The organism is Pseudomonas sp. MAG002Y, from assembly GCF_019400845.1.
Lineage (GTDB): Bacteria > Pseudomonadota > Gammaproteobacteria > Pseudomonadales > Pseudomonadaceae > Chryseomonas > Chryseomonas luteola.
Genome location: NZ_WOEJ01000003.1, coordinates 1 through 21297 on the forward strand (window position 1 = coordinate 1; position 21297 = coordinate 21297).

The 21297-nt window shown below is 56.8% G+C and carries 24 protein-coding genes; 16 read left to right on the forward strand and 8 right to left on the reverse strand.

From position 1 onward, the window contains the following. Positions 1–257: 257 nt before the first annotated feature. Positions 258–665 (forward strand): lysozyme inhibitor LprI family protein, encoded by a 408-nt coding sequence (locus GM154_RS05165; protein WP_010796225.1) that lies wholly within the window; start codon positions 258–260, stop codon positions 663–665. 31 nt (positions 666–696) lie between these two features. Here GM154_RS05165 and GM154_RS05170 read toward each other — a convergent pair whose 3' ends face one another. After that, complete coding sequence (locus tag GM154_RS05170) at positions 697–1008, reverse strand: antibiotic biosynthesis monooxygenase (RefSeq protein WP_219651222.1); 312 nt, start codon at positions 1006–1008, stop codon at positions 697–699. Next, complete coding sequence (locus GM154_RS05175; protein WP_219651224.1) at positions 1008–1757, reverse strand: hypothetical protein; 750 nt, start codon at positions 1755–1757, stop codon at positions 1008–1010. The genes GM154_RS05170 and GM154_RS05175 overlap by 1 nt, the downstream gene beginning before the upstream one ends. Positions 1758–1852: 95 nt before the next feature. On the opposite strand from GM154_RS05175, the gene GM154_RS05180 reads away from it, so the two are divergent. Both GM154_RS05180 and GM154_RS05185 read left to right on the forward strand, forming a co-directional pair. Further along, positions 1853–2746: a LysR family transcriptional regulator gene (locus GM154_RS05180; protein ID WP_219651226.1), complete on the forward strand. Its 894-nt coding sequence runs from the start codon at positions 1853–1855 to the stop codon at positions 2744–2746. 252 nt (positions 2747–2998) lie between these two features. Further along, the gene (locus tag GM154_RS05185) at positions 2999–3214 is read left to right on the forward strand and encodes a hypothetical protein (protein ID WP_010796229.1); all 216 of its coding nucleotides are present in this window, start codon (positions 2999–3001) and stop codon (positions 3212–3214) included. A 61-nt stretch (positions 3215–3275) separates the two neighbouring features. On the opposite strand, the gene GM154_RS05190 is transcribed toward GM154_RS05185, so the two are convergent. Then, positions 3276–4106: an NAD-dependent protein deacetylase gene (locus GM154_RS05190; RefSeq protein ID WP_219651228.1), complete on the reverse strand. Its 831-nt coding sequence runs from the start codon at positions 4104–4106 to the stop codon at positions 3276–3278. 235 nt (positions 4107–4341) lie between these two features. Further along, positions 4342–4755, reverse strand: a complete 414-nt coding sequence (locus GM154_RS05195) for a hypothetical protein (protein ID WP_219651230.1) — start codon at positions 4753–4755, stop codon at positions 4342–4344. Here GM154_RS05195 and GM154_RS05200 point away from each other — a divergent pair. The 3 genes from GM154_RS05200 to GM154_RS05210 all read left to right on the forward strand — a co-directional run bounded on the left by GM154_RS05200 (position 4754) and on the right by GM154_RS05210 (position 7334). Beyond that, positions 4754–5431 (forward strand): response regulator transcription factor, encoded by a 678-nt coding sequence (locus GM154_RS05200; protein WP_010796231.1) that lies wholly within the window; start codon positions 4754–4756, stop codon positions 5429–5431. The genes GM154_RS05195 and GM154_RS05200 overlap by 2 nt on opposite strands. Continuing rightward, positions 5428–6816: an ATP-binding protein gene (locus GM154_RS05205; protein WP_219651232.1), complete on the forward strand. Its 1389-nt coding sequence runs from the start codon at positions 5428–5430 to the stop codon at positions 6814–6816. Before GM154_RS05200 ends, GM154_RS05205 begins: the two co-directional genes overlap by 4 nt. Positions 6817–6878: 62 nt before the next feature. Further along, the gene (locus GM154_RS05210; protein WP_074820788.1) at positions 6879–7334 is read left to right on the forward strand and encodes a YiiD C-terminal domain-containing protein; all 456 of its coding nucleotides are present in this window, start codon (positions 6879–6881) and stop codon (positions 7332–7334) included. Positions 7335–7336: 2 nt separating this feature from the next. Here GM154_RS05210 and cysQ read toward each other — a convergent pair whose 3' ends face one another. Continuing rightward, on the reverse strand, positions 7337–8173 hold the full coding sequence (gene cysQ / locus GM154_RS05215) for a 3'(2'),5'-bisphosphate nucleotidase CysQ (RefSeq protein ID WP_010796234.1): 837 nt from the start codon (positions 8171–8173) through the stop codon (positions 7337–7339). A 53-nt stretch (positions 8174–8226) separates the two neighbouring features. Further along, positions 8227–8793 (reverse strand): ADP compounds hydrolase NudE, encoded by a 567-nt coding sequence (gene nudE / locus GM154_RS05220; protein ID WP_010796235.1) that lies wholly within the window; start codon positions 8791–8793, stop codon positions 8227–8229. Between the two features lie 135 nt (positions 8794–8928). Here nudE and yrfG point away from each other — a divergent pair, with 135 nt between their 5' ends. The 8 genes from yrfG (at position 8929) to GM154_RS05260 (ending at position 17489) form a co-directional block, all read left to right on the forward strand. Continuing rightward, positions 8929–9615, forward strand: a complete 687-nt coding sequence (yrfG, locus tag GM154_RS05225; protein ID WP_074820791.1) for a GMP/IMP nucleotidase — start codon at positions 8929–8931, stop codon at positions 9613–9615. Between the two features lie 141 nt (positions 9616–9756). After that, positions 9757–10362, forward strand: coding sequence for a chorismate mutase (locus GM154_RS05230; RefSeq protein WP_074820793.1), 606 nt, complete (start codon positions 9757–9759; stop codon positions 10360–10362). Positions 10363–10495: 133 nt separating this feature from the next. After that, a complete protein-coding gene (locus GM154_RS05235; RefSeq protein ID WP_074820796.1) occupies positions 10496–11383 on the forward strand; it encodes a LysR family transcriptional regulator in 888 nt (295 codons plus the stop codon). 115 nt (positions 11384–11498) lie between these two features. Continuing rightward, positions 11499–12347 carry a formate dehydrogenase accessory sulfurtransferase FdhD gene (gene fdhD / locus GM154_RS05240; RefSeq protein WP_122041285.1) on the forward strand — a complete coding sequence of 283 codons (849 nt, stop codon included), beginning with the start codon at positions 11499–11501 and terminating at the stop codon, positions 12345–12347. Between the two features lie 2 nt (positions 12348–12349). Beyond that, positions 12350–14671: an FdhF/YdeP family oxidoreductase gene (locus GM154_RS05245; protein ID WP_219651235.1), complete on the forward strand. Its 2322-nt coding sequence runs from the start codon at positions 12350–12352 to the stop codon at positions 14669–14671. Positions 14672–14869: 198 nt separating this feature from the next. Then, complete coding sequence (locus GM154_RS05250; RefSeq protein WP_308460590.1) at positions 14870–15331, forward strand: nucleotidyltransferase family protein; 462 nt, start codon at positions 14870–14872, stop codon at positions 15329–15331. Between the two features lie 120 nt (positions 15332–15451). Beyond that, positions 15452–16459 (forward strand): LLM class oxidoreductase, encoded by a 1008-nt coding sequence (locus tag GM154_RS05255; protein ID WP_010796242.1) that lies wholly within the window; start codon positions 15452–15454, stop codon positions 16457–16459. Positions 16460–16499: 40 nt separating this feature from the next. After that, positions 16500–17489: a zinc-dependent alcohol dehydrogenase family protein gene (locus tag GM154_RS05260; protein ID WP_074820804.1), complete on the forward strand. Its 990-nt coding sequence runs from the start codon at positions 16500–16502 to the stop codon at positions 17487–17489. Here GM154_RS05260 and GM154_RS05265 read toward each other — a convergent pair. Next, positions 17486–17962: a GNAT family N-acetyltransferase gene (locus GM154_RS05265; protein WP_074821655.1), complete on the reverse strand. Its 477-nt coding sequence runs from the start codon at positions 17960–17962 to the stop codon at positions 17486–17488. The two genes, GM154_RS05260 and GM154_RS05265, sit on opposite strands and share 4 nt — an antisense overlap. A 141-nt stretch (positions 17963–18103) precedes the next feature. Between GM154_RS05265 and GM154_RS05270 the strand changes: the two genes are divergently transcribed. Then, a complete protein-coding gene (locus GM154_RS05270; RefSeq protein WP_219651238.1) occupies positions 18104–19216 on the forward strand; it encodes a cobalamin-independent methionine synthase II family protein in 1113 nt (370 codons plus the stop codon). A gap of 235 nt (positions 19217–19451) precedes the next feature. Then, a complete protein-coding gene (locus GM154_RS05275) occupies positions 19452–19925 on the forward strand; it encodes a glycine zipper domain-containing protein (protein ID WP_074820813.1) in 474 nt (157 codons plus the stop codon). A 59-nt stretch (positions 19926–19984) separates the two neighbouring features. Here GM154_RS05275 and GM154_RS05280 read toward each other — a convergent pair whose 3' ends face one another. Next, on the reverse strand, positions 19985–21202 hold the full coding sequence (locus GM154_RS05280) for an aldose 1-epimerase family protein (RefSeq protein WP_219651240.1): 1218 nt from the start codon (positions 21200–21202) through the stop codon (positions 19985–19987). Positions 21203–21297 lie beyond the last annotated feature (95 nt).

Sequence of the window (21297 nt, forward strand, 5' to 3'; positions counted from 1 at the left end):
AGGCTTTTTGCTGTTCCGTTGCAGCGGAAGTGGGCGCATTATAGGCCCCTCCGCTCACAGGTCAAGCTTTATTTGAATAGGATTCGATAAAATCCTATATATAGCTTCCAGACTGCCTCAAGGTGTTACTACTCGCGTTTCTTATGGATGTACCGAGCTTCTCTTTCAGGACGTCTGATTCATACCACTTTAATAGTATCCCTATTGTGTATCACCAGATCCTTTGGAAAAGCAGCACGCCAACAAGCGAGGAATACATGAGGTTCTACCTATTTGCTTTTGGACTTACCGCTCTTGTTGCCTTTCAACCGGCATTTGCAATGGATGAAGAGGATTACTCGGCTACCTTTAATACGTGCCTTGATGAGTCCAAAGGCACTACCAGAGACATGCTGAGCTGTATATCTGCCGAAACAAAGCTTCAGGATACTCGGCTGAATGAAGCCTATCAGAACACGATGGCTACCTTTAGCGATCCACAGAAAGCCAAGCTCAAAGAGACTCAACGGTTGTGGATCAAATATCGAGACGCCAACTGTAGCCTTTATACCAATGCAACAGGCGGTACGATTGATGCGCTGAATACGGCATCCTGCCTATTGGATATGACCAAAGCTCGTGCTGATGAGCTGAGCCGTTTTACAGAGCAGGACCCCTCTCTTTAAGTTGGCCGCACGTGGTCTCTTGTGTTTGCTTTTATAAAGAGTAAGCACGCTCCACTTTTACGATCTGCACACTGTACCCTTCGTACCACTTGGTGCGTCCCTGCCAGCGCGCCTGCTGGTGCTCAGGCTGATCTTTCCATGCCTTTATGGCCTTTTCATCGGTCCAATAAGAAATGGTGATTCCAGTACCGTTCTCGCCTCTTACGGAAACGACGCCTAGAAACCCTGGCTGCCTTTTGGCCAATTCGAGCATGTGCTCGGCTGTTTCCTCATAGGCATCTTTTTGAGCACTTTGCTTGGAAACAAAAATGACTGCGTAGCATGGCGGAGAGGGAAGGCTCATTATTTGTTCCTCCCTGACGAAACGGCATGAGTGGCAGAGGCTTTTATAAAGGCTTTAACAAGGGGAGGCAGACGTCCCTTCAAGGCCTGACGCTCGGATTGAAAGAGTGTTGCAATAAAGAAGGGATGATCATGCAGTTCGACCGCCCTCACCTCTCCAGCAGCATTGTGTCCGACGGCCTTAAGCTTGCCCGACAAGATCTCTAGCCCGACCGCTGTATTAAGACCATATGCACAGCGGTATTCCTCGTAGCTTTCTATAGCACCATACGCTTCGGATATACGTGAGCTGGAGGTGAACCTTACCTGCTCACCTCTTTCTATCAGTGCACAGGCTAGCGGAGAGACTATCGGGTCATCGCGTTCCGGTGCTGTTTCAGCATGCGTTGCGTTGGCCCGGTTCAGCTCATTGCGTGCATATTCGATCAATGCATACTGAAATCCTGCGCAGCTGCCTAAAAACGGAAGTGCGTAATTTCTGGCGTAGCGAATAGCAGATAGCGCACCTTCTTCATTGTCATACGGGCTTCCAGGCGTGCACCAAACGCCATTAGCTTCTTCGAAAGTCGTTTCTTCTATATTAGCTGTAGCGATCCACTCGAATACCAAGGGAATATTCAGAGCGGCTTGAGCCAAGTGCAACGCCTGGATGATGGCTTGGTGCGCCTTGATCTCAGGGTTGTAGTCACCTACCAGCGCAATCCGAACGCTTTGCCTACCTGGTATAAGGTTTTTCACCGGTGCGCTCATAGACTTCTCCTCTATAGTTTTGCTTCTTGGGCAGGCACTATAAAAAGAGACCCTGTTGACCACTATTGGCGCCTCGGCAGACTGTCCTTGCACATATGCACAATCGACTCGACTATTCTGATCTTGCGCTGATTCTTGCCTTGGTAAGGGGGGGCTCGCTTTCACGTGCTGCCGAGCGGCTTCGCGTAGACGTGTCTACCGTATTTCGCTCTATCAGGCGTCTTGAGGCATCGTTAGGGCTTGAGTTATTTGAGAAGAAACGGACCGGCTACTTACCTACGCCCACCGCCTTGCTGTTAGCGGATCAAGCCGAACGGGCTGAGCATGCCCTGGACAATGCGCGGGCCAGTCTTTTGGAAGCCGACTCCATTGCGGGCACCGTACAACTGACCTGTACCGAATCCGTACTGGCAAATCTTGTGGCCCCGGCGCTTGGAGATGTCTTACCAGACTATCCGCAGCTGATGCTGGAAATATCGACATCCGACGGCTTCGCTGACTTGAGCCGGCGGGATGCCGACATCGCTATACGGCTGACGAAGACACCGCCGGAACACCTAGTAGGTCGCTGCCTGGGAAAAGTGCCGTATGCCTTGTATGGACATACATCTTATCTAAGTCAGATTCAGAATAAGCCGTGGGATGCGCTGACCTGGGTATCACTCGATGACTCTTTCAGCGATCACCCCACCGTCACGTGGCGCACGCTTAACTATCCAACCCTCGTCCCAAGGTATCGCTGCCAGAGCATACATGCCGTTACGCAGCTGGTGCGCTCAGGATTAGGCGTGGCCATCTTGCCCTGCTTTGTATTGCAAACAGCTCCCGAACTCTGCCCGTTAAGCGCTCCCTTGATCAACTGCGAAAGTGAGCTCTGGATTCTCATACGGGCAGGCGGTCGTGTATTGCAGCCAGTGCATACCCTTTACAGGGCCTTAAGCGAGACTATCTCTCTGAATCAGAACGGCAAGCGACCGACTCACTTATGAAGGCCTAGCATCCTTTAACCGGATCACTGTAGCCAAGGTTCCGCGACATAAATGTGAGACGAAACGCTGCGCAAAAGAGGCCTTTAAATGCCATTGGTCGCCGAGGCACACCAAGAGTCAGTCTATATGCTCGCCGCATCAGATTTTATAGTTTGATTAATGTAGGCTGTGCGCCTCTTGGTTAATGGTGCGCTGTAACCCTGCTCGACACCAAGCCAACATACTTTGCTCATTTATGGAAAGCTTGCCGCTATGGCTCAATCAAATTCCTGCTTATCCGCACAGCAAGAAATTGACTCTCTGCTGGATCATTTACAGGCCGCCAATGATTTGATCGAGCACGCACTCGCCATGATTGCTCAGGTTCATCGTGGCGAAAAAAGCCCTGAAGAACTCAAGCCACTGCGCGATGCATTCAGCTCGGTAATCAGTCTGCAAACGCCTGAACGCTTCGCCATTCGGCATTAAAGAGTTGCGGTCAATCTGCTTTATTGAAAGGCGCCTCTGGCGCCTTTCTCTTGCCTGACCATTAAGGTTGCGCCACCAGCCAGGGCAGCACCTCCTGACAGGGTTGCTCAATCTTCAATGTGCATATCGTATCGGCGCGCGTCTTGCCGATATTGATCAGAATAAGAGGCCTGCCAAGCTCTACGATCAACTTGCATAGCCGAAAGCTCGAATAGGCCATCAGGGACGTACCGATTGCAACCAGCGCATCGGCATGCCGAACACCCTCCCATGCTGCCTCCGCCTCATGTGCAGGCACGCCTTCACCAAAGAACACGACATCCGGCTTGAGCCATTCACTGCCGCAACAGGGACAACCCGCCAGGCGAAAGCCTTCAAGATAGGACGCTGCGAGATGGGCATCGCCATCAGGTGCCAAGACAGCATCGATACCCTGTACATTCGGATTAAGCGCCCTCAGCTCGTTCTGGACGTCCTCGCGCCACATGCGGTTGCCGCAATCCATGCACACGACTCGGTGCAGGTTGCCATGCAGCTCCGTAACATGGTGACTGCCAGCCTTCCCGTGCAGCGCATCTACATTCTGCGTAACGATGCCCGAAATTCGCCGCCCCGCCTCCAATTCAGCCAGTGCCTTGTGCGTGGCATTGGGCATGGCATCACGCACGGCGGGCCAACCTACCATGCTACGGGCCCAATATCGTTTTCGAGCCTCAGGGGAATTCATGAACTCCTGAAACATCATGGGTGCCCTGCCCCGGCGCACGCCATTGACGTCGCGGTAATCCGGGATACCCGATGCGGTGCTGATACCCGCGCCTGTCAGTATCAGCGGTTGATAGCGGTAGATAAGCGCTTTCAGATCAGACAGCTCGGTTTCAAAATCAGGCATGACGGCATCTATATCGTCTAGTAATGGATTAGCTTAGGCGATAACTCTGAACGCCAGCCTTGATAGACAGGAGCCGGCCAGCTTCAGTGCGCCTTTAACAAGAATGCCGTTGTCTCGCTGTAAAAGATGACCATTGGTCGCCCTTTGGTTCAAAAAACGTCGATCTCGTATCGTTCAGCTCTTGTTCAGCACGGATTCAGAAAGTATTCAGCCACCCTGGCGTAGTCTGAAACTGTCAGAAGATGCTCCAGTGAGGAGGCCCGATCATGATGTATCCCCAGCTGGCTGTTGCGCTCCCCGCTCCGATCGACGCAGCCAGTTCACATGCATCGGTAACCTTCTCATGTTCTTCGGCGATGTTCCTTGCAGCTCCATTGTGCACAGGCCAGTTCATCCCTGGTGGTGCATAGCCACTTTCCCCAGTGGCAGTTTCTCGATCCCCATGAAGTGCTCCTGACCTCTCCCCATCGGAGAGGTTTTTTTTGCCTGATACAAATGACGCATATCCAGAAACCTTTCCTTTATCCTCCTTTATTGAGTACTTGCCCTGATAGAGGGGCACATCACTCACCGTATTGGTCAGAAGTCGAGGATAATGCCCTATCGATTCGAGTTGACCTTTGTTTGCCGAACATTCAGGAACACCCATGAAAATTCTCGTCGTCGAAGACGAAAACCTGCTCCGTCACCACCTCAAGGTGCGCCTTAGCGAAGCTGGGCATGTGGTCAATGCCGTAGGCAATGCCGAGGAAGCCCTTTATAACGCACGCGAATTCCACCATGACCTGGCGATTGTGGACCTGGGTCTGCCCGGCATGAGCGGTCTTGATCTGATCCGTCAGCTTCGCACTCAGGGCATGGCCCTGCCGATTCTGATCCTTACTGCTCGCGGTAGCTGGCAGGACAAGGTGGAAGGCTTGGGCGCTGGTGCCGACGACTATGTCGTCAAGCCGTTTCAGTTCGAAGAGCTGGAAGCGCGCCTGAATGTATTGCTGCGCCGCTCGGCCGGTTTCATCCAACCCAGCATCAAGGCCGGTAATCTGCGTCTGGACCTTGGTCGCCAGCAGGCCTTCAATGAAGAGCAGCCTTTGCAGCTGACCGCTTATGAATATCGTCTGCTTGAATACCTCATGCGCAACCATCAGCAGGTCATCACGAAAGAGCGCCTCATGGAGCAGCTCTACGACGATGACGGCGAGCATGATAGCAATGTCATCGAGGTACTGGTTGGCCGTCTGCGACGCAAGCTGGAAGCGTCATGCGGTATGCAGCCCATCGAGACCGTCCGCGGACGTGGATATCTGTTTACCGAGCGCTGCCAATGATTCGATCGTTCCGCCTGCGCCTGCTATTGAGTGCGGCGCTTCTGGTCATCATTTGCCTGGGCTTGATGATCCCAGCCATTGGCAAGGCGTTTGACGGGACGGTAGAAAACTTTGTGGCGGCGCGCCTTGAGGCTAACGCCAACACGTTGATTGGTGCGGCCCGGGCCATTGATGGGCGTCTGGCCATGCCGGAAATGATCGCGGAGGAGGTCTTTGACCGCCCGCAATCGCCGATCCTGGGTTATGTATACGACCAGAACGGTCGTCTGCTATGGCGCTCCCGCTCTGCCGTACGCGAGCGTCCCAACTACCGGCCCACCTTCGACGGAACCGGTGTTAAATTGGTCAAGACTACGGATGACGAGGGGCGCGGCTTTTTCGTCTTTGACCGAGAGGTCTTGCTGGGCAACCCGCCCGTAGCAGGCTTCAGTATCGTCACCATGCAGCCGGCCGAGGAATACGATCGCCTGCGCAGCGGCTTTATGCATCAGGTTACGCTCTGGTTAAGCGGCGTCTTGTTTGCCCTGCTGATTCTTCTGGCGGTAGGACTGCACTGGAGCCTACGTCCGCTGCATCGCTTGAGCCGCCAGCTGGATGCCATCGAGACTGACCAGCGTGATCTGCTCGACGAGAAGAATGTACCTAGCGAGATTAGCCGCCTGATCCGCTCCCTCAATCGCCTTCTCGATTTCGAGCGACTGCAACGGGAGCGCTATCGCGACACGCTGGGTGATCTGGCCCATAGCCTAAAGACCCCGCTGGCCGTTCTGCAGGGCGTGACAGAAGACCTGCGCCGAAAACCCAGCCTGGAGCATGAGGTGTCTGCGCTTCAGGTTCAGATTGAGCGCATGAATCAACAGGTTGTTTTCCAGCTGCAACGTGCCACACGGCGCGGTGCGGTATTGAGCCGGCCACTGGAACTGCAGCCGCTCGTGGAGTCCTTGTTCAGTACGTTGGACAAGGTGTACGCCGAGAAGAAAGTCCAGGCGTCACTGCATTTCCCGCCGGGTATGAAAGTTCAGGCGGAGGAAGCCGCCATGCTGGAAGTCTTTGGCAACCTGCTGGAGAACGGTTATCGCCTGTGCCTGACTCAAGTACAGGTCAGCGCTGAGTTCATCGACGACAGCTGGATCATCGATATCGAGGATGATGGCCCCGGTATTCCAGCCGAGCGACGCGAGACCGTCCTGCGGCGAGGCGTACGCATCGACAGCCGCCACCCTGGTCAAGGCATCGGGCTGGCCGTCGTGCAGGATATCCTTGAAGGCTACCGCAGCGCCCTGACAATTGATGATTCTTCGTTAGGTGGTGCTCGTTTTCGCTTCCGTCTGCCGAGTGTCTCCCCTGAACGTCCTCGATTAGGGCACAATGAAGTCCGGACGTGACTTGCAAGTCAATGTTTGCGTCTGCCCTGTTACCCCCGCCATTTGCTCTATAGGACCCCGGCATGGAACGCGATTGCCGCCACCTGGAATCACTGCTGTACCGCGATATCCCGATCACTCAGGCCCTTGGCCTACAGGTGAAGAGTTGGGAAGCGCATTCCCTGCGTCTGCATGCGCCGCTCGATGCTAACGTCAATCACGCCCACACGATGTTTGGTGGAAGCCTCTATTGCATCGCCGTACTGGCGGGCTGGGGCTGGCTCTACCTGCGCCTGCGCGAAGCAGGCCTGGAAGAGGAAGGCCATATCGTGATTCAGGAAGGTCAGATTACCTATCCGCTGCCTGTGACCACAGACGCCATTGCGCTGTGCGATGCGCCGGACGAGCGTGACTGGCAGCGTTTCGAGACCATGTTCCGCCGTCGCGGTCGTGGCCGCTTGACGTTGCACTCACGTATTCTGGCCGCCAACGGTGAAGACGGAGTGCGCTTCACCGGGCAGTACGTGCTGCACAAGTAATATCAGGCCTGGCGGGATGCCAGCTCAACGAGCGTGTCCCGCCAATGTGCCTCGGCCGGCAAGGCCAGGAAGTAGGGATTGAGAAAATCCTCCCTCGCCTCGTATGTCAGTGGCTCACCGTTCAGGTTGAGTACGACGCCACCCGCCCCTTCCAGGACGCCCTGAGCCGCTGCCGTGTCCCATTGAGAAGTTGGCGCTAGTCGGGGATAGCAGTCCGCCGCACCTTCAGCCAGCAGACAGAACTTCAGCGAGCTGCCGACATTGGCCAGCTTGATCTCGCCCATATGCTCACCCAGCCCAGCCAGAAGTCGCTCCTGAGTAGGGCTGCTGTGTCGGCGGCTGGCAACGACGGTGAAGCCCTGTACAGGTGTAGGCCGGACATTGATCTCTTCGCCGTCCTCTCCCCGTATACGCCAGGCGCCCATTTCTGTTCCGCCACAGTAATACAGGTCACGGGTGGGCACACCGACCACACCAAACACAACGCGCCCCTCTTCCACCAAGGCGATGTTGACGGTGAACTCTTCGCTGCCGGAGATGAACTCCTTAGTGCCATCCAGCGGATCGACGACCCACCAGCAGCGCCAGCGGGCACGCTCCTCCAGCGAAATATCACACGCTTCTTCCGAGAGTACCGGAATGTCCGGGGTCAGCGCGGCCAAGCCTTCGCTGATGATGCGGTGGGCAGCTAGATCAGCGGCGGTAACCGGCGAGGCGTCGGCCTTTTCCGTCACGGCCACGTCATTGCGCCAGAAAGGAAGGATCGCGGCACCGGCCTGGCGGACCAGGTCGACAACGTTGAGCACCAGCGGTGCGGTAATGGAGACGGGTACCATCATAAAAACCTCCACAGGCAGATGAGGCCGCCTCAATAACGACCGCACAGTAAATGTCAGGCGACGAACTCGCCACGCTGGATCAACAGATCCCGCACTAAATAGAGCGCAGCCAGTGCGCGTCCTTCGGTAAACCGGGGATTATCCATCAGACTGAATAGCTCGCGTAGGCTGATCTTGTCTACCTCGATCGGTTCGGGCTCATCGCCCTGCAAACGCTCGGGATAAAGATCGCGCGCCAACACGACATGAATTTTCTGATTCATGTAGCCGGGCGACAGAGAGAGCTGCGTCAGATATTCGAGCTGGCGGGCACCGTAACCGGCTTCTTCCTTGAGCTCACGGTTGGCGCCCTCCAGTACGGTCTCGTCCATCTCGACAAGCCCCTTGGGCAGGGACAGCTGATAATCTTCGGTGCCGCCACAGTATTCTTCAATCAACAGGGCATGCTCGTTGTCCAGCATGGCCACGACCATGACCGCGCCCGGGCCGGTCCCCTTGTTGGCCAGTCGTTCATAGGTTCGCTCTTCACCATTGGAAAAACGCAGCTCGACTTCTTCAACCGTGAAAAGACGACTCTTGGCAACGATCTGCCGGGCAAGCACAGCGGGTTTCTGGCGCATAAACGGCTCCTGAGCGAATCGGGTCGGCTATCATAACGCGCCTTGTTTAATAATCCGTGGCCGGGACGATCTGTCTTGGCGTAATCACGAAGAGATGGCTCACCGCGGTTACGGTGGAGTCCAAAAGAGGAAGCCATGCCTACCCTTGCCTGGAATCAGATCGACACCGTCTTGCTGGATATGGACGGCACGCTGCTCGATTTACACTTCGACAATCATTTCTGGCTGGAATATCTCCCGCAGTGCTACGCCAAGCATCATGGCCAGTCCTTTGAGTGGGCCATGGCCGAACTGGAGCCACTGTTCGAGGAGAATGCCGGCAAACTGACCTGGTATTGCCTGGACTACTGGAGCGCTCAACTGGGGCTTTCGATCGCCGCGCTAAAGCGGGATATTGCCCATCTCATTGCCTTGCGCCCCGATGCCGATACGTTTCTGTCTGCCATTCAGGCAGCAGGCAAGCGGGTCGCCCTGATCACTAATGCCCATCGGGACTCGCTCTCCCTGAAGCTTGAACGTATCGAGCTTGCGCCTTATTTTGACCGGATGATCAGTTCCCATGACTATGGTTTCCCCAAGGAAGACCAGCAGTTCTGGTTTGCACTGCAGCAGGACTTCGGCTTTGACCCGGCCCGTACACTGTTCATCGACGACAGCCTACCCGTTCTACGCAGCGCCCAGCGGTATGGCATCGCTCACCTTCTGGCGGTACGTAATCCCGATAGTCGCCAGGGCCCGCGGGACACCGCTGAATTCGAGGCGGTAGACGATTATCGAGAGCTGCTACCACCCCAGGAGACGGTGGCTACGTCACACTCCTGAGCGTGACCTGCGCACAGACGCCTCATGCCTGGGTTGACCCTGCCGGCGAAGCGGCGCAACGTTTCAGCGCGACCCAGTGTGAAGTGATGATGCACTGGGCCGGCGTTTAGTCCCCTGGTTAACCTTTTCAGGACTGCCTCTATGAACGCTTTTCGACGCACCCTGCCGCTTCGCGGCGCTGTCTGGTTGTCTGCCCTTACGCTTGTGTTCTGTGCTTCGGCCGATGCTGCCCAGAACACGAGTGGCTTTACGCCTTTGCTTGATAAGATCAACGCTCGCACCTCAACGGCCGATCAGGTTGCGCTGAGCAAATGGGACAGCGGCAAGCCGGTCCTCGACACCCAACGAGAGGCGGATGTCCTGGCCCGGGTTCGTAATGAAGCCGCCGCTCACGGTTTGCAGCCCGATGATGCGCAGCGCTTCTTTTCCGATCAGATCGAGGCTAACAAGTGGGTCCAGTATGGACTGCTGGATCGCTGGCATGCCATCGATAAGGCACCCAACAAGACGCGCCCGGACCTTGCCGTGGTTCGTAAGCAGCTCGATCAGCTGCAGAGCGAGCTGCTCGATGCACTCCAGGCTGCCGAGCCGCTACGCAAGGCGCCGGACTGCCCACATGTCGCAGCCCGTGCGGTGAGCACCTATGCCACGGCACATGCACTTGATTCTCTGCATCGGCTGGCGTTAGTCCGCGGTATGGCCAATGTCTGCCAGGGGTCGCAGCAGCAGGTGGCTGCCACTGATTAACGTACGGCCTGACGTGCCTGCCATGGGGAACCCGGCAGGCACCCTTCGTCATTCAATTCTGTTCCTTACTCTATCTACAGCGCTATGCTGATAGATTCTGCCTTCATGCTGCCGGAAGCCTGTCCGCCTGATCATGGACATCAAACAGCTTAAATTCCTGATTGCCCTGGATGAAACGCGCCACTTCGGCCAAGCGGCCGAACGGTGCTACGTCACTCAGCCAACCCTTTCCATGCGCCTGCGTAGCCTTGAAGAAGAGCTGGGACTTGAGCTGGTACGTCGGGGTCAGCGCTTCGAAGGCTTTACCGAGGCGGGCCAGCGTATTCTGGCCTGGGCCCGGACCCTTATGGCGGCACATGAGGGGCTCTATGCGGAAGCCGCCGCCTATAAAGGGCAGCTGGTTGGCACCCTGCGCCTGGGGATCGTCCCCCTGGCCAGCTATGACCCTATGCCTCTGCTGCATCACCTGCGCCAGTTGCACAGCAATCTGCGCTTTCAGTTATCAGTGTTGAGTACCGAGCATATTCTCGAACAGCTGGCGAGCAACCAGCTCGACCTGGGAATCTCCTATCTCAGCCATCTCAACGATCAGATGTTTGAAAGCCAGTCACTGACCGAAACCCGAATGGGCTTGTTGTTCGACCAGCGTCATTTTCAGTTCGACGAGCAGGAGCTGAGCTGGGAACGGGTAGCCGATTTGCCCCTGGGTCTGCTCACGGGAGGAATGCACTTTCGCCAATCGGTCGATCACGGTTTTCGCAGTCGTGGCCTCACACCCCGGCCTGTACTGGAAAGCGATGCCGTGCATCTACTCCTGCAAGCAGTCAATGCGGGACTATGTTGCGCCGTGATGCCACTCAAGGGTGGGTTCGACGCGCTGACCGAGCACTCCTGCCTGCTTCCGATTCAGGGTGGGCGAGCCCTGGCACCGCTTGGGCTGATCATCCGACGTACCGCGCCGCGCCTGCCAGTGGCCGAAGCCTGTTTTGCTGAAGCGCGCCTGCTGTACTCAGGTAAATGAAAACGGTCGCTTGATAAGCCCCATCTATCGCCATATCGGTACCAGCGATTAGACGTCGCACCTTAATAGGCTTAGGCTTTGATCTGTGTCAAACAGCCGCAGGCCAATTGCTGCTATGTCCCGCTCGAATCCGCATGCTGATACACCCTCGGAACAGCCCGCCAGTCAAGCGCTGCACGGGTATACCTATGCCGAGCTGAAGAACCCGGAAGTCACTGGCCAGACGCCATTGGCTGAAGAGTGTGCCGTTGCCATTTCCTACAATGGCATCAGCCACACCGTCATGATGGCTACACCTGCCGACATCGAGGATTTCGTTGCGGGCCTGAGTTTAAGCGCTGGAATCATTCATTCCATCGACGACATCTATGGCATGCAGGTACGCCGCGTCGGTGAAGCCCTGAATGTTGAGGTCGAAATTTCCAGCCGGACGTTCTGGGCCTTGAAAAGCCAGCGTCGCCAGATGGCCGGAACCAGCGGATGCGGCCTGTGTGGCGTCGAGGCGCTTGAGCAGGCACTGCCGCAACTGGATCGGCTGCGTAAGGTGCAGCTGCCACCTGCCGAGCATCTGGCCAATCTGCGCCAGCGTATCAACGAGGCTCAGCAGTTGGGTCAGCGTAGTGGCGCCGTCCATGCGGCACTGTTTGCCAATGCCGAAGGTGAGCTAGGCCTTTGCCGTGAAGATATCGGCCGCCATAACGCGTTGGACAAGCTGATCGGCGCCTTGATGCGCCAGAAGATCAATACCCGTGCCGGCTTTGTCGTGGTGACCAGCCGCTGCAGCCTGGAGCTGATCCACAAAGCGGTTCGCGCCAACCTGGCAACGCTTGTCACTCTGTCCGCGCCCACTGGCCTCGCCGTGGAATGGGCCCGTCGGCATCGTCTCAACCTTATTCATTTACCTCATCAGTCTCCGCCTCGCGTGTACAGCCCGGCGCCGCTCATTCCAGAACATCGGGAGTAGTCATGAGCAAGCAAAAATCTTCTTATAAACCCTATCAAGGCCCTGCCGCGGGCTGGGGTGCGCTGAAAAGTGTCGTGCACTTCTGGCTCGACAGCGGCAAGGCCGTCAAGAATATCCGGACCCTGCTCAAGACCAATCAGGACCACGGCTTCGACTGCCCTGGCTGCGCCTGGGGTGAAGCACCGGAAAACGGCCTGGTGAAGTTCTGCGAGAACGGCGCCAAGGCGGTGAACTGGGAAGCGACCAGCCGCCGTGTAGATGCTGCGTTCTTTGCCAAGCACAGCGTCAGCAGCCTGAGCACGCAAAGCGATTACTGGCTCGAATACCAGGGCCGCTTGACCGAGCCGATGCGCTACAACCCGGCGACTGATCACTATGTGCCGATCAGCTGGGATGATGCCTTCCAGACCATCGCCAAACACCTGAAGGCGCTGGAAAACCCTAACCAGGCCGAGTTTTACACTTCCGGTCGTGCCAGCAACGAGGCTGCCTTCCTGTATCAGCTGTTCGTGCGGGCCTATGGCACCAACAATTTCCCGGACTGCTCCAACATGTGCCACGAGGCCAGTGGTGTAGGCCTGGGCCGCAGCATAGGCGTTGGCAAGGGTACAGTGACCTATGAGGACATGGAGCATGCCGATGCGATCTTCGTGGTGGGCCAGAACCCTGGTACTAACCATCCACGGATGATTGAGGTGTTGCGCAACGCTGTGAAGCGCGGTGCTCAGGTAGTCAGTTTCAATCCGCTCAAGGAGCGTGGTCTGGAGCGCTTCCAGCATCCCCAGAGCCCGGTCGAGATGCTGACCAACAACTCGCGCCCGACCAATACGGCCTATTTCCGCCCAGCCCTGGGTGGCGACATGGCGGCCATGCGTGGGATAGCCAAGTTCCTGCTGCAATGGGAGCGTGAGGCGCAGCTGAACGGCACGTCACCGGTGTTCGACCATGACTTCATCCAGAACCATACCTTGGGTGTCGATAGTTACCTGGCCGTGCTGGATACTACGTCCTGGGAACAGATTGTGGAGCAGTCAGGCCTGACCCTGGCGGAGATCGAGCAGGCCGCACGCATGTATGCCAGGGCTGAGCGAGTGATCATCTGCTGGGCCATGGGTGTGACCCAGCATCGCCACTCTGTGCCTACCGTTCAAGAAATCGCCAACCTGCAACTGCTGCGCGGCAATGTGGGCAAGCCGGGCGCTGGCCTGTGCCCGGTTCGCGGTCACAGCAATGTGCAGGGCGACCGTACCATGGGGATCGATGAGAAGGCTCCGGCCTGGCTTAGCGATGCCCTGGAAAAGCGCTTCGACTTCAAGGTACCCCGTGAGCGCGGCCATAACACGGTGGAGGCCATCGCTGCCATGTTGGCGGGCGATGCCAAGGTCTTTATCGGACTGGGCGGCAACTTTGCCCAGGCGACACCGGATACACCGCGGACTCATCAGGCACTGCGCAATTGCGACCTGACCGTACACATCGCGACCAAGCTCAACCGTAGCCATCTGGTGACAGGCAAGCAAGCGCTGATCCTGCCATGCCTTGGCCGTACCGAGCTGGATCTGCAAGCCAGCGGTAAGCAGGCCATTACGGTAGAAGACAGCTTCAGCATGGTCCATGCCTCGGCAGGGGTGCTCAAGCCACTGTCTCGCCAGATGCGCTCCGAGCCGGCCATTGTTGCAGGGATTGCCAAGGCAACACTGGGCAACCACCCTGTGGATTGGGAGTGGTTGATTGAAGACTACGACCGCATCCGCGACCTGATCGCCGATGTGATCCCGGGCTTCAAGAACTTCAACGTGCGCCTGGACAATCCTGGCGGTTTCTACCTGGGCAACAAGGCACGTGATCGCGTCTGGAACACGATGACTGGCAAGGCCAACTTTGCGCCCAGCCAGTTGCCAGAGAATCTGATCCCGGAAGCGGCTCGCCAGAATGGCCAGAAGCCTGACCTGATCCTGCAGACCATGCGTTCGCACGATCAATACAACACAACGGTGTACAGCCTGGATGACCGTTACCGGGGTGTGAAAGGTCAGCGTGACGTGGTCTTTGTCAACGAAGCGGACATCCGCCGCCTGGGTTATGAGCCAGGCCAGAAGGTGGACATGGTCTCGCTGTGGGACGATGGGATCGAGCGTCGTGTCAGTGGCTTTACGCTGCTGCCGTTCGATATTCCTGAAGGTCAGGCGGCGGCCTACTATCCTGAGACCAATCCGCTGGTGCCATTGGAAAGCTACGGTAAGGACAGCTTTACGCCTACCTCCAAATTCGTAGCCATTCGCGTGGAGCCAGCGCAAAGCAACACCATCGCTTCGGTCGCCTGATACCGAGCGAATAGCTTGCCGTCGATACAGGCGGCAGGCTGCTTTTTATGGCCGGGCTCTATACTAAAGGGCCCAAGGCCATCCTCTCTTTCCCATGCATCGCCTCCCTGACTGGATAGCTGAAGACCCGCTGCGCTGCCAAGTGCTGGCCTGTGTTGCCCAGTTGCACTTGCCGGATGCCTGGTAGCCGCCGGATTCGTGCGCAATCTGGTCTGGGATCACCTGCACGGTTACACGGTTCCTACCCCGCTGACGGACATCGACGTCATCTATTTTGACCCTGCCTGCCGTGACCCTGAGAGAGATACTGAGCTTGAGAATCGGCTCAGGGCCTGTGCGGCCCTGCCCTGGTCCGTCAAGAATCAGGCCCGTATGCATAAGCGTAACGGGGATGCGCCCTATCACAGCAGCCTGGATGCCATGAGCTATTGGGTGGAGATGGAAACGGCCTTAGCGGCCCGCCTCCTAACTAGCGGACAGATCGAAATCGCCAGCCCGTTTGTTCAGCATGGTCTCTTCAAGCTGCACGTAACGCCTAACCTAAAGCGTTACAAACCGGAGGTTTTCAGGCAACGACAGCACGAGAAAGGCTGGGCGCGCCGGTGGCCGAAACTTCGGTTTCTACCTGCAGCACCTATACCGCCCCACCTGCCAGACTGATTGCCATACAGGAAAAATTGTTTTTCGAACTCGAACAACCCATGAGACTCCATTGCCTACCGATTACACTCATGGAAGACCGGTCATCATGGATATCAGGCTCAGGGACCCAGGAACCTTATGAACGCTGCATCGCTCCCCCTCGATCATCCCTTCGCTCACCACAATGGGTTTAACCGGGTCTTCGCGCCGGACAGGCTTACCCTGGGCTTTATTCTGCCGGTGGCAAGCTACCCGAACGAGCCGGGACCTTCGCTTGAGCATCACGCCGAGCTGACGCAGCTGGCCGATCAGTTAGGCTTCGCTGCGCTCTGGGCCAGGGACGTACCGTTTTACGATCCAGGTTTTGGCGACATGGGGCAGGTCTTCGAGGCGTTTACCTACCTGGGCTTTCTGGCCGGCACCACCAAACGAATTACGCTGGCGACCGGCAGTGCCGTGATCACCCTGCGCCACCCGCTGCACCTGGCCAAAATGGCCGCCTCGGTTGACCAGCTCTCCAGCGGGCGGCTCGTGCTGGGTATCGCCTCGGGAGATCGACCTGTCGAGTATCCCGCCTTTGGCCTGGAAGATGAGTACGAGCAGCGCGGCGACCGCTTCCGCGAAGCGTTCGAGATGTTCCGCCTGGCCAGCGAAACGCCTTTCCCTAACGGTGACTTCGACCGCTTTGGCGATCTGCAGGGGCTGGCCGATCTGGTCCCCAAACCATTCAACGGCCGCATCCCTGCCTTCGTTACAGGTCGTAGCCGTCAGGCAATGGACTGGATTGCCGCCAATGCCGACGGCTGGTTCTACTATTTCATTGGCGTCGAGCATGTCTCGGCCATTACCACATTGTGGCGCGAAACCATCAAGCGCGTCACGGGCGAAGAGACGTTCAAGCCTTTTGCCCAGGGCATGTTCTTCGATCTGGCTGAAGATCCGGACCAGGCCCCCATGCCTATTCATGCCGGACTCAGGATTGGTCGTCGCTACCTGGTGGATTATCTTGAGCATATGCAACGCCGAGGGGTGAACCACGCCGCTTTGAATCTGAAGTCGTCCCGCCGCCCGGCCAAGGAAGTGGTTCAGGAACTGGCTGAATATGTCTTGCCGCACTTCCCTTCCCATGAACCTCTTGAGCCGTGAGGACTCAAGAGAACTCAGACTTAACAAGGGAGAGTGCTCCATGCCCCGTACCGTACGCTTTCATGAAACCGGTGGCCCAGATGTACTCAAGATTGAAGACGTAGACGTCCGCCCACCTCAGCCAGGTGAAGTACAGATTCGCACCAAAGCGCTGGGCCTGAACCGTGCTGAAGCTATGTATCGCGCTGGCCAATACACGCATCAGCCAGTCTTCCCCGCCATTCTTGGCTACGAGGCCGCGGGTGTTGTCGAGGCAGTCGGCGACCGCGTAACTGAGTTTACCGTGGGCGACACCGTCAGCGTCATACCGGCATTCTCGTTCGAACAGTATGGCTTGTACGGAGAGTTGGTAAATGCGCCTGCCCATGCCGTCGTCAAGCACCCCGACACGCTTTCATTCGAAGAGGCTGCCGCTACCTGGATGATGTTTACCACGGCCTATGGCGCGCTGGTCGATATTGCCGGACTGAAGGCGGGCGATACCGTTCTGGTTCGTGCGGCCTCCAGCAGTGTTGGCCTCGCTGCAATCCAGATCGCCAATTTTGTCGGCGCAACGCCGATTGCCCTCACCCGGACGAGTAACAAGCGACAGGCATTGCTCAAGGCAGGCGCGAAACATGTCATCGCAACGGAAGAACAGGATCTGACGGATGAAGTGCTAAAGCTCACCGATGGCAAGGGCGCGCGTATCGCCTTTGATCCAGTGGGTGGACCAGACGTGCCCAAGATTCTGAAAGCGCTCTCGTTCCTGGGCATTTTCTTCCAATACGGCGCCTTGAGCACTGAAAACCTGTCATTGCCAGTGATGGATGTGCTGGGCAAGGACCTGACCATTCGCGGCTATCAGCTGTTCGAAATCACTCAGGATGCTGATCGATTGGCCAAGGCCAAACACTTCATTCTGGACGGCCTGACCCAGGGCAAGCTGAAGCCACAGATTGCCAAGACATTCCCGCTGGACCAGATCGTTGAGGCGCACCGGTACATGGAGTCCAATCAGCAGGTTGGCAAGATCGTCGTAACGGTTTAACCCAGCGACGAGCCGTCCCGATCATTCGCGCCGGGACGGCTTTCCAGCTCCGGTTTCAGATGCATGACCTTTTCCCACTGGCCCGTCATGTCATCGAAGCGCTCGTCCATAGTCCTGAAACCATGCCGCTCGTAAAAGGCTACCGCACGACTGTTCATGCTATAGACAGACAGTTCGAGGCGCGACTCAAGGGACTTGGCGTGCTCCAGCAGCGCGCTGCCAATGCCTTCGCCCTGGTGGTCCGGGTCGACAAATAAGGCTGCCAGCACATTCTGTTGCAGCGAGAAGAACCCGAGAACCGTATCGTCCCGCACATATACCCAGTTCTCGGCGCTGGGCAGGTACTTTTTCTTCATATCCTGCCGCTGGCTGCACCAGAAGTCGGGCGCGACACCATCATGGGCCAGGATGGAGGCGGCCAGCCAAATCGAAACCATGTGCTCATATTCATCGTCTTTTGCTTTTCGAAGCATGTGTATCCCTACCTTCAGCCAGGCTGAAACAGTACCTTCATGAATGATCTTGATAGTGACCATGAAGCATAGACGCTAGAAATGTTTAGTCTACTGAATGATCATGAGACATATTCATTTAGCTAGTCGCAAGGTAAGTCTATGTCCAGCCACTTCCCTCGTTTTCGTGCCGACTCTGTAGGCAGCCTGTTACGCAGCCCGATTCTGAAGGAGGCCCGTCGCCGCTATCAGACCGGAGAAATGGAGCGAGACGTACTGCGTGCGGTTGAGAATGATGAGATCCGCAAGATTGTCGCCAAGCAGGAAGCCCTCGGGCTTCCTGCAGTGACGGATGGCGAGTTCCGCCGCGCCTGGTGGCATTTCGACTTTCTTGAGCAGCTCGGCGGCGTAGAAGGCTACGAGGCAGACCAGGGTATTCAGTTCCACGGTCAACAGACCAAATCCCGAGGGATCAAGGTCACGGGTAAATTAGACTTTACCCGGCATCCGATGCTGGAAGACTTCAAGTTCCTGGCCAGCGCTACCACTCGCAGTGTGGCCAAGATGACTATTCCAAGCCCTAGCGTGCTGCACTTCCGGGGCGGACGGAAGAACATCAGTGAGAGCGTTTATCCGGATATGGAGGAGTTTTTTGCTGACCTTGCCAACACCTACAAGAAAGCTGTGAATGCTTTTTACGAGGCGGGATGCCGTTATCTCCAACTCGATGACACCGTCTGGGCTTACCTTTGCTCAGAAAAGGAAAAGGCCGCCGCCCGCGAGCGCGGTGATGATCCGGAACGTCTGGCCGAGATCTATTCAAGCGTGCTCAATCAGGCGCTGGCTGGTCGCCCGGATGACTTGCGCATCGGCCTGCATGTCTGCCGGGGCAACTTCCGCTCGACCTGGATCAGCGAAGGTGGCTACGAGCCGGTGGCGGAAGTGCTGTTTGGCAACACGGATATCGATGCTTTCTTCCTGGAATACGATACCGAGCGCGCCGGTGGTTTCGAACCCCTACGCTACCTGCCCAAGGGCAAGCGTCAGGCTGTATTGGGACTGGTCACGACAAAAAGCGGCGAACTGGAAAGTCCGGATGCTCTCAAGCGCCGTATCGAGGAAGCCTCGCGGTATGCCAACCTGGACCAGCTCTGCCTGAGTCCGCAGTGCGGATTTGCCTCGACAGAGGAAGGCAACCTGCTCTCGGAAGGGGAACAGTGGGCCAAGCTGCAACGCGTAGTAGACGTGGCCCGAGAGGTCTGGGGAGGGGCCTGATCAGCGCATGACTGGCTGACTGGAAAGGGGCGCTTTAGAGCGTAAACCTGCCCTTTTCCGCTACATTTCGATCAAGATAAAAAGGTGCAGACTACCGTTCCGTAATAAAGTTTCTGTAATAAATTCATACATTTGCCTTTTGTGGAAGTTATCGCACCCTTAAGCAGATTCCACTTGCCAAGCGAAGCGGTAATCACGAGGATCGGCGCCATCATCCTCACAGTGAGTTTTGATTATGAAGTACTCCTCGATCCTTCTGTTGTCCCTGAGCCTGGTAGGTACTAGCGCGATGGCGGGCGACGATATGCGGGCCGGTATCGGTGGTGCGCTAGGCGGGGTGTTAGGCTCGGTTGTAGGAAATGCCGTAGGCGGAAGCACGGGCTCCACGATCGGTGCAGGTCTGGGTGGTGCTGCGGGCGGTGCGGTAGGCGCCAAGCGTGGCGATAAAACAGAAGCAGCCATTGGCGGCGGTCTTGGCGCCGCGGGTGGCAACGTATTGGGCAAGGCCGTAGGCGGCAGCACAGGCGCTATGGTGGGTGCCGCCCTGGGCGGCGGCGGCGGTGCAGCCCTCGGCAGCAGCATGGGCGATTCGGGCGACCGTCACCACAGTGGCCGTCGCTACGATGACCGCCGTTATGCCCATGACAACGGCTGGCACCGTGGTCACCACAAGAAACACTGGAAGCGCCACGGTCGTTGGGACGATTGATCCCTACCCTAGCGCTAAAAGAAAGGGCCACGTCTGTGGCCCTTTTTCATTTACCGCCACTATTTCTCTTTGCTCAGGTCCACCAGCGGTGTTTCACGTACATCGGTCTGGCGGCCTTGCTGGATCGTATCGACACGCTTGAGTGCCTCGTTTACCGCACCCGCATCACTGAGCAGGCTGTAGGTGATCTCAAAGTCACGAGTCTCTTTTGGCCCGATCTTGGGTACTAGCTTCAAGTCACGCTGGAAGCGTCGGTTATAGGAAAAACTGGTGCCTGGCTCCAGACCGGTCACATAACCCTGCCCCTGGGTGTCCGTGTTTTTCCACAGGGAAAAGGCAGGTAACTGGTTAACGTTGAAGGCGAGGCTGACGCCCTGCTTGCCGGCTTTATCATGTAATACCGCCAAGCTGTTGCCCTGGGCATCTCCATAAGGAAACAGGTTGTACACCATCTCGTCGAAGCCTTTGGTAGGGCCCCGGTAGGTTTGCCACTCTTTCAGGTCACGCTTGGCGTACTCGTTGAATGGCGAGACCTCACGCACTGGCGCGGCGAACTTGGCATCCTCCTCCAGTAGTGGCTTACCGAAATTGCTATGGTAGAGCGCTTGATACTCTTTCTCGTAGTCGCCCTGGTTGGTCAGACGATCATGAAGGGTGAACTGGGTAGCGCCCGGTTGCGTGGTCAGCTGAGTATCGACCAGAAAATCCACCTTCTTGAATGCCTGCTCGCGCAGCTCGCCTTTCAGGTGAATGGCATATGGCGGCTTTTCATCGATGGTCAGCACGACCTTGGACGCTGGAATATTGGCCGCACGACCATGCAGGGTTAGCAGCTCTCCATTATCCATGCCCGGATGGCCAACCCACTCGTAGCCACAACGGGTTACCATCTCGTTGAAACCTTCCAGCCAGCCCAGCCCGCCCCGGCCGTTGAGTTCGATGAAGGCCGGATTAACAACCTCATGCACAGGCGAGTCCCACCCCAGTCGTACTGTACCGGCGGTGGCGTAAAGCACGTTCATGCCGCGGTTTGGTACAACGGTCATTTTCATTGCGCCGGTATCGATTTCGATCAGGCTTACCCCTTCCTGACGACCGCCATGCAACGTCTTGAGAGTAATTGAAAAAGGCTTGTCCGTTTTGACGCCAAGCTGCTCGCTGGTGATGCTCCAGTTTTCAGCAGGCTTGTTCGAGTCGATCAGCGTGTAATCCCAGGCAAACGCTGGAGAGGCAGCTGCCAGCAATCCGAAGCTGGCAAGCAGAGCAGATGCGTTCATGTCCGATTTCCTTTTTGTTTGTTGTTATACCTCGCTGCCCTTTGGCTGAAACGATTTAGCAGCGTGAGAAAAGTGTAGAACAACCCTGCACATTT

Excerpts from the sequence above, each read along its gene's own strand:
- GM154_RS05230 (WP_074820793.1), top strand. The coding sequence starts at position 9,757 with ATGAACGCTTTTCGACGCACCCTGCCGCTTCGCGGCGCTGTCTGGTTG.
- GM154_RS05165 (WP_010796225.1), top strand. The coding sequence starts at position 258 with ATGAGGTTCTACCTATTTGCTTTTGGACTTACCGCTCTTGTTGCCTTT.
- GM154_RS05265 (WP_074821655.1), bottom strand. The coding sequence starts at position 17,962 with ATGCTTCGAAAAGCAAAAGACGATGAATATGAGCACATGGTTTCGATT.
- GM154_RS05180 (WP_219651226.1), top strand. The coding sequence starts at position 1,853 with ATGCACAATCGACTCGACTATTCTGATCTTGCGCTGATTCTTGCCTTG.
- GM154_RS05175 (WP_219651224.1), bottom strand. The coding sequence starts at position 1,757 with ATGAGCGCACCGGTGAAAAACCTTATACCAGGTAGGCAAAGCGTTCGG.
- GM154_RS05275 (WP_074820813.1), top strand. The coding sequence starts at position 19,452 with ATGAAGTACTCCTCGATCCTTCTGTTGTCCCTGAGCCTGGTAGGTACT.
- GM154_RS05235 (WP_074820796.1), top strand. The coding sequence starts at position 10,496 with ATGGACATCAAACAGCTTAAATTCCTGATTGCCCTGGATGAAACGCGC.
- GM154_RS05270 (WP_219651238.1), top strand. The coding sequence starts at position 18,104 with ATGTCCAGCCACTTCCCTCGTTTTCGTGCCGACTCTGTAGGCAGCCTG.
- GM154_RS05280 (WP_219651240.1), bottom strand. The coding sequence starts at position 21,202 with ATGAACGCATCTGCTCTGCTTGCCAGCTTCGGATTGCTGGCAGCTGCC.
- GM154_RS05255 (WP_010796242.1), top strand. The coding sequence starts at position 15,452 with ATGAACGCTGCATCGCTCCCCCTCGATCATCCCTTCGCTCACCACAAT.
- GM154_RS05210 (WP_074820788.1), top strand. The coding sequence starts at position 6,879 with ATGGAACGCGATTGCCGCCACCTGGAATCACTGCTGTACCGCGATATC.
- nudE (WP_010796235.1), bottom strand. The coding sequence starts at position 8,793 with ATGCGCCAGAAACCCGCTGTGCTTGCCCGGCAGATCGTTGCCAAGAGT.
- GM154_RS05190 (WP_219651228.1), bottom strand. The coding sequence starts at position 4,106 with ATGCCTGATTTTGAAACCGAGCTGTCTGATCTGAAAGCGCTTATCTAC.
- GM154_RS05205 (WP_219651232.1), top strand. The coding sequence starts at position 5,428 with ATGATTCGATCGTTCCGCCTGCGCCTGCTATTGAGTGCGGCGCTTCTG.
- GM154_RS05170 (WP_219651222.1), bottom strand. The coding sequence starts at position 1,008 with ATGAGCCTTCCCTCTCCGCCATGCTACGCAGTCATTTTTGTTTCCAAG.
- GM154_RS05195 (WP_219651230.1), bottom strand. The coding sequence starts at position 4,755 with ATGGGTGTTCCTGAATGTTCGGCAAACAAAGGTCAACTCGAATCGATA.
- cysQ (WP_010796234.1), bottom strand. The coding sequence starts at position 8,173 with ATGATGGTACCCGTCTCCATTACCGCACCGCTGGTGCTCAACGTTGTC.
- GM154_RS05260 (WP_074820804.1), top strand. The coding sequence starts at position 16,500 with ATGCCCCGTACCGTACGCTTTCATGAAACCGGTGGCCCAGATGTACTC.
- GM154_RS05200 (WP_010796231.1), top strand. The coding sequence starts at position 4,754 with ATGAAAATTCTCGTCGTCGAAGACGAAAACCTGCTCCGTCACCACCTC.
- yrfG (WP_074820791.1), top strand. The coding sequence starts at position 8,929 with ATGCCTACCCTTGCCTGGAATCAGATCGACACCGTCTTGCTGGATATG.
- fdhD (WP_122041285.1), top strand. The coding sequence starts at position 11,499 with ATGTCCCGCTCGAATCCGCATGCTGATACACCCTCGGAACAGCCCGCC.
- GM154_RS05185 (WP_010796229.1), top strand. The coding sequence starts at position 2,999 with ATGGCTCAATCAAATTCCTGCTTATCCGCACAGCAAGAAATTGACTCT.
- GM154_RS05245 (WP_219651235.1), top strand. The coding sequence starts at position 12,350 with ATGAGCAAGCAAAAATCTTCTTATAAACCCTATCAAGGCCCTGCCGCG.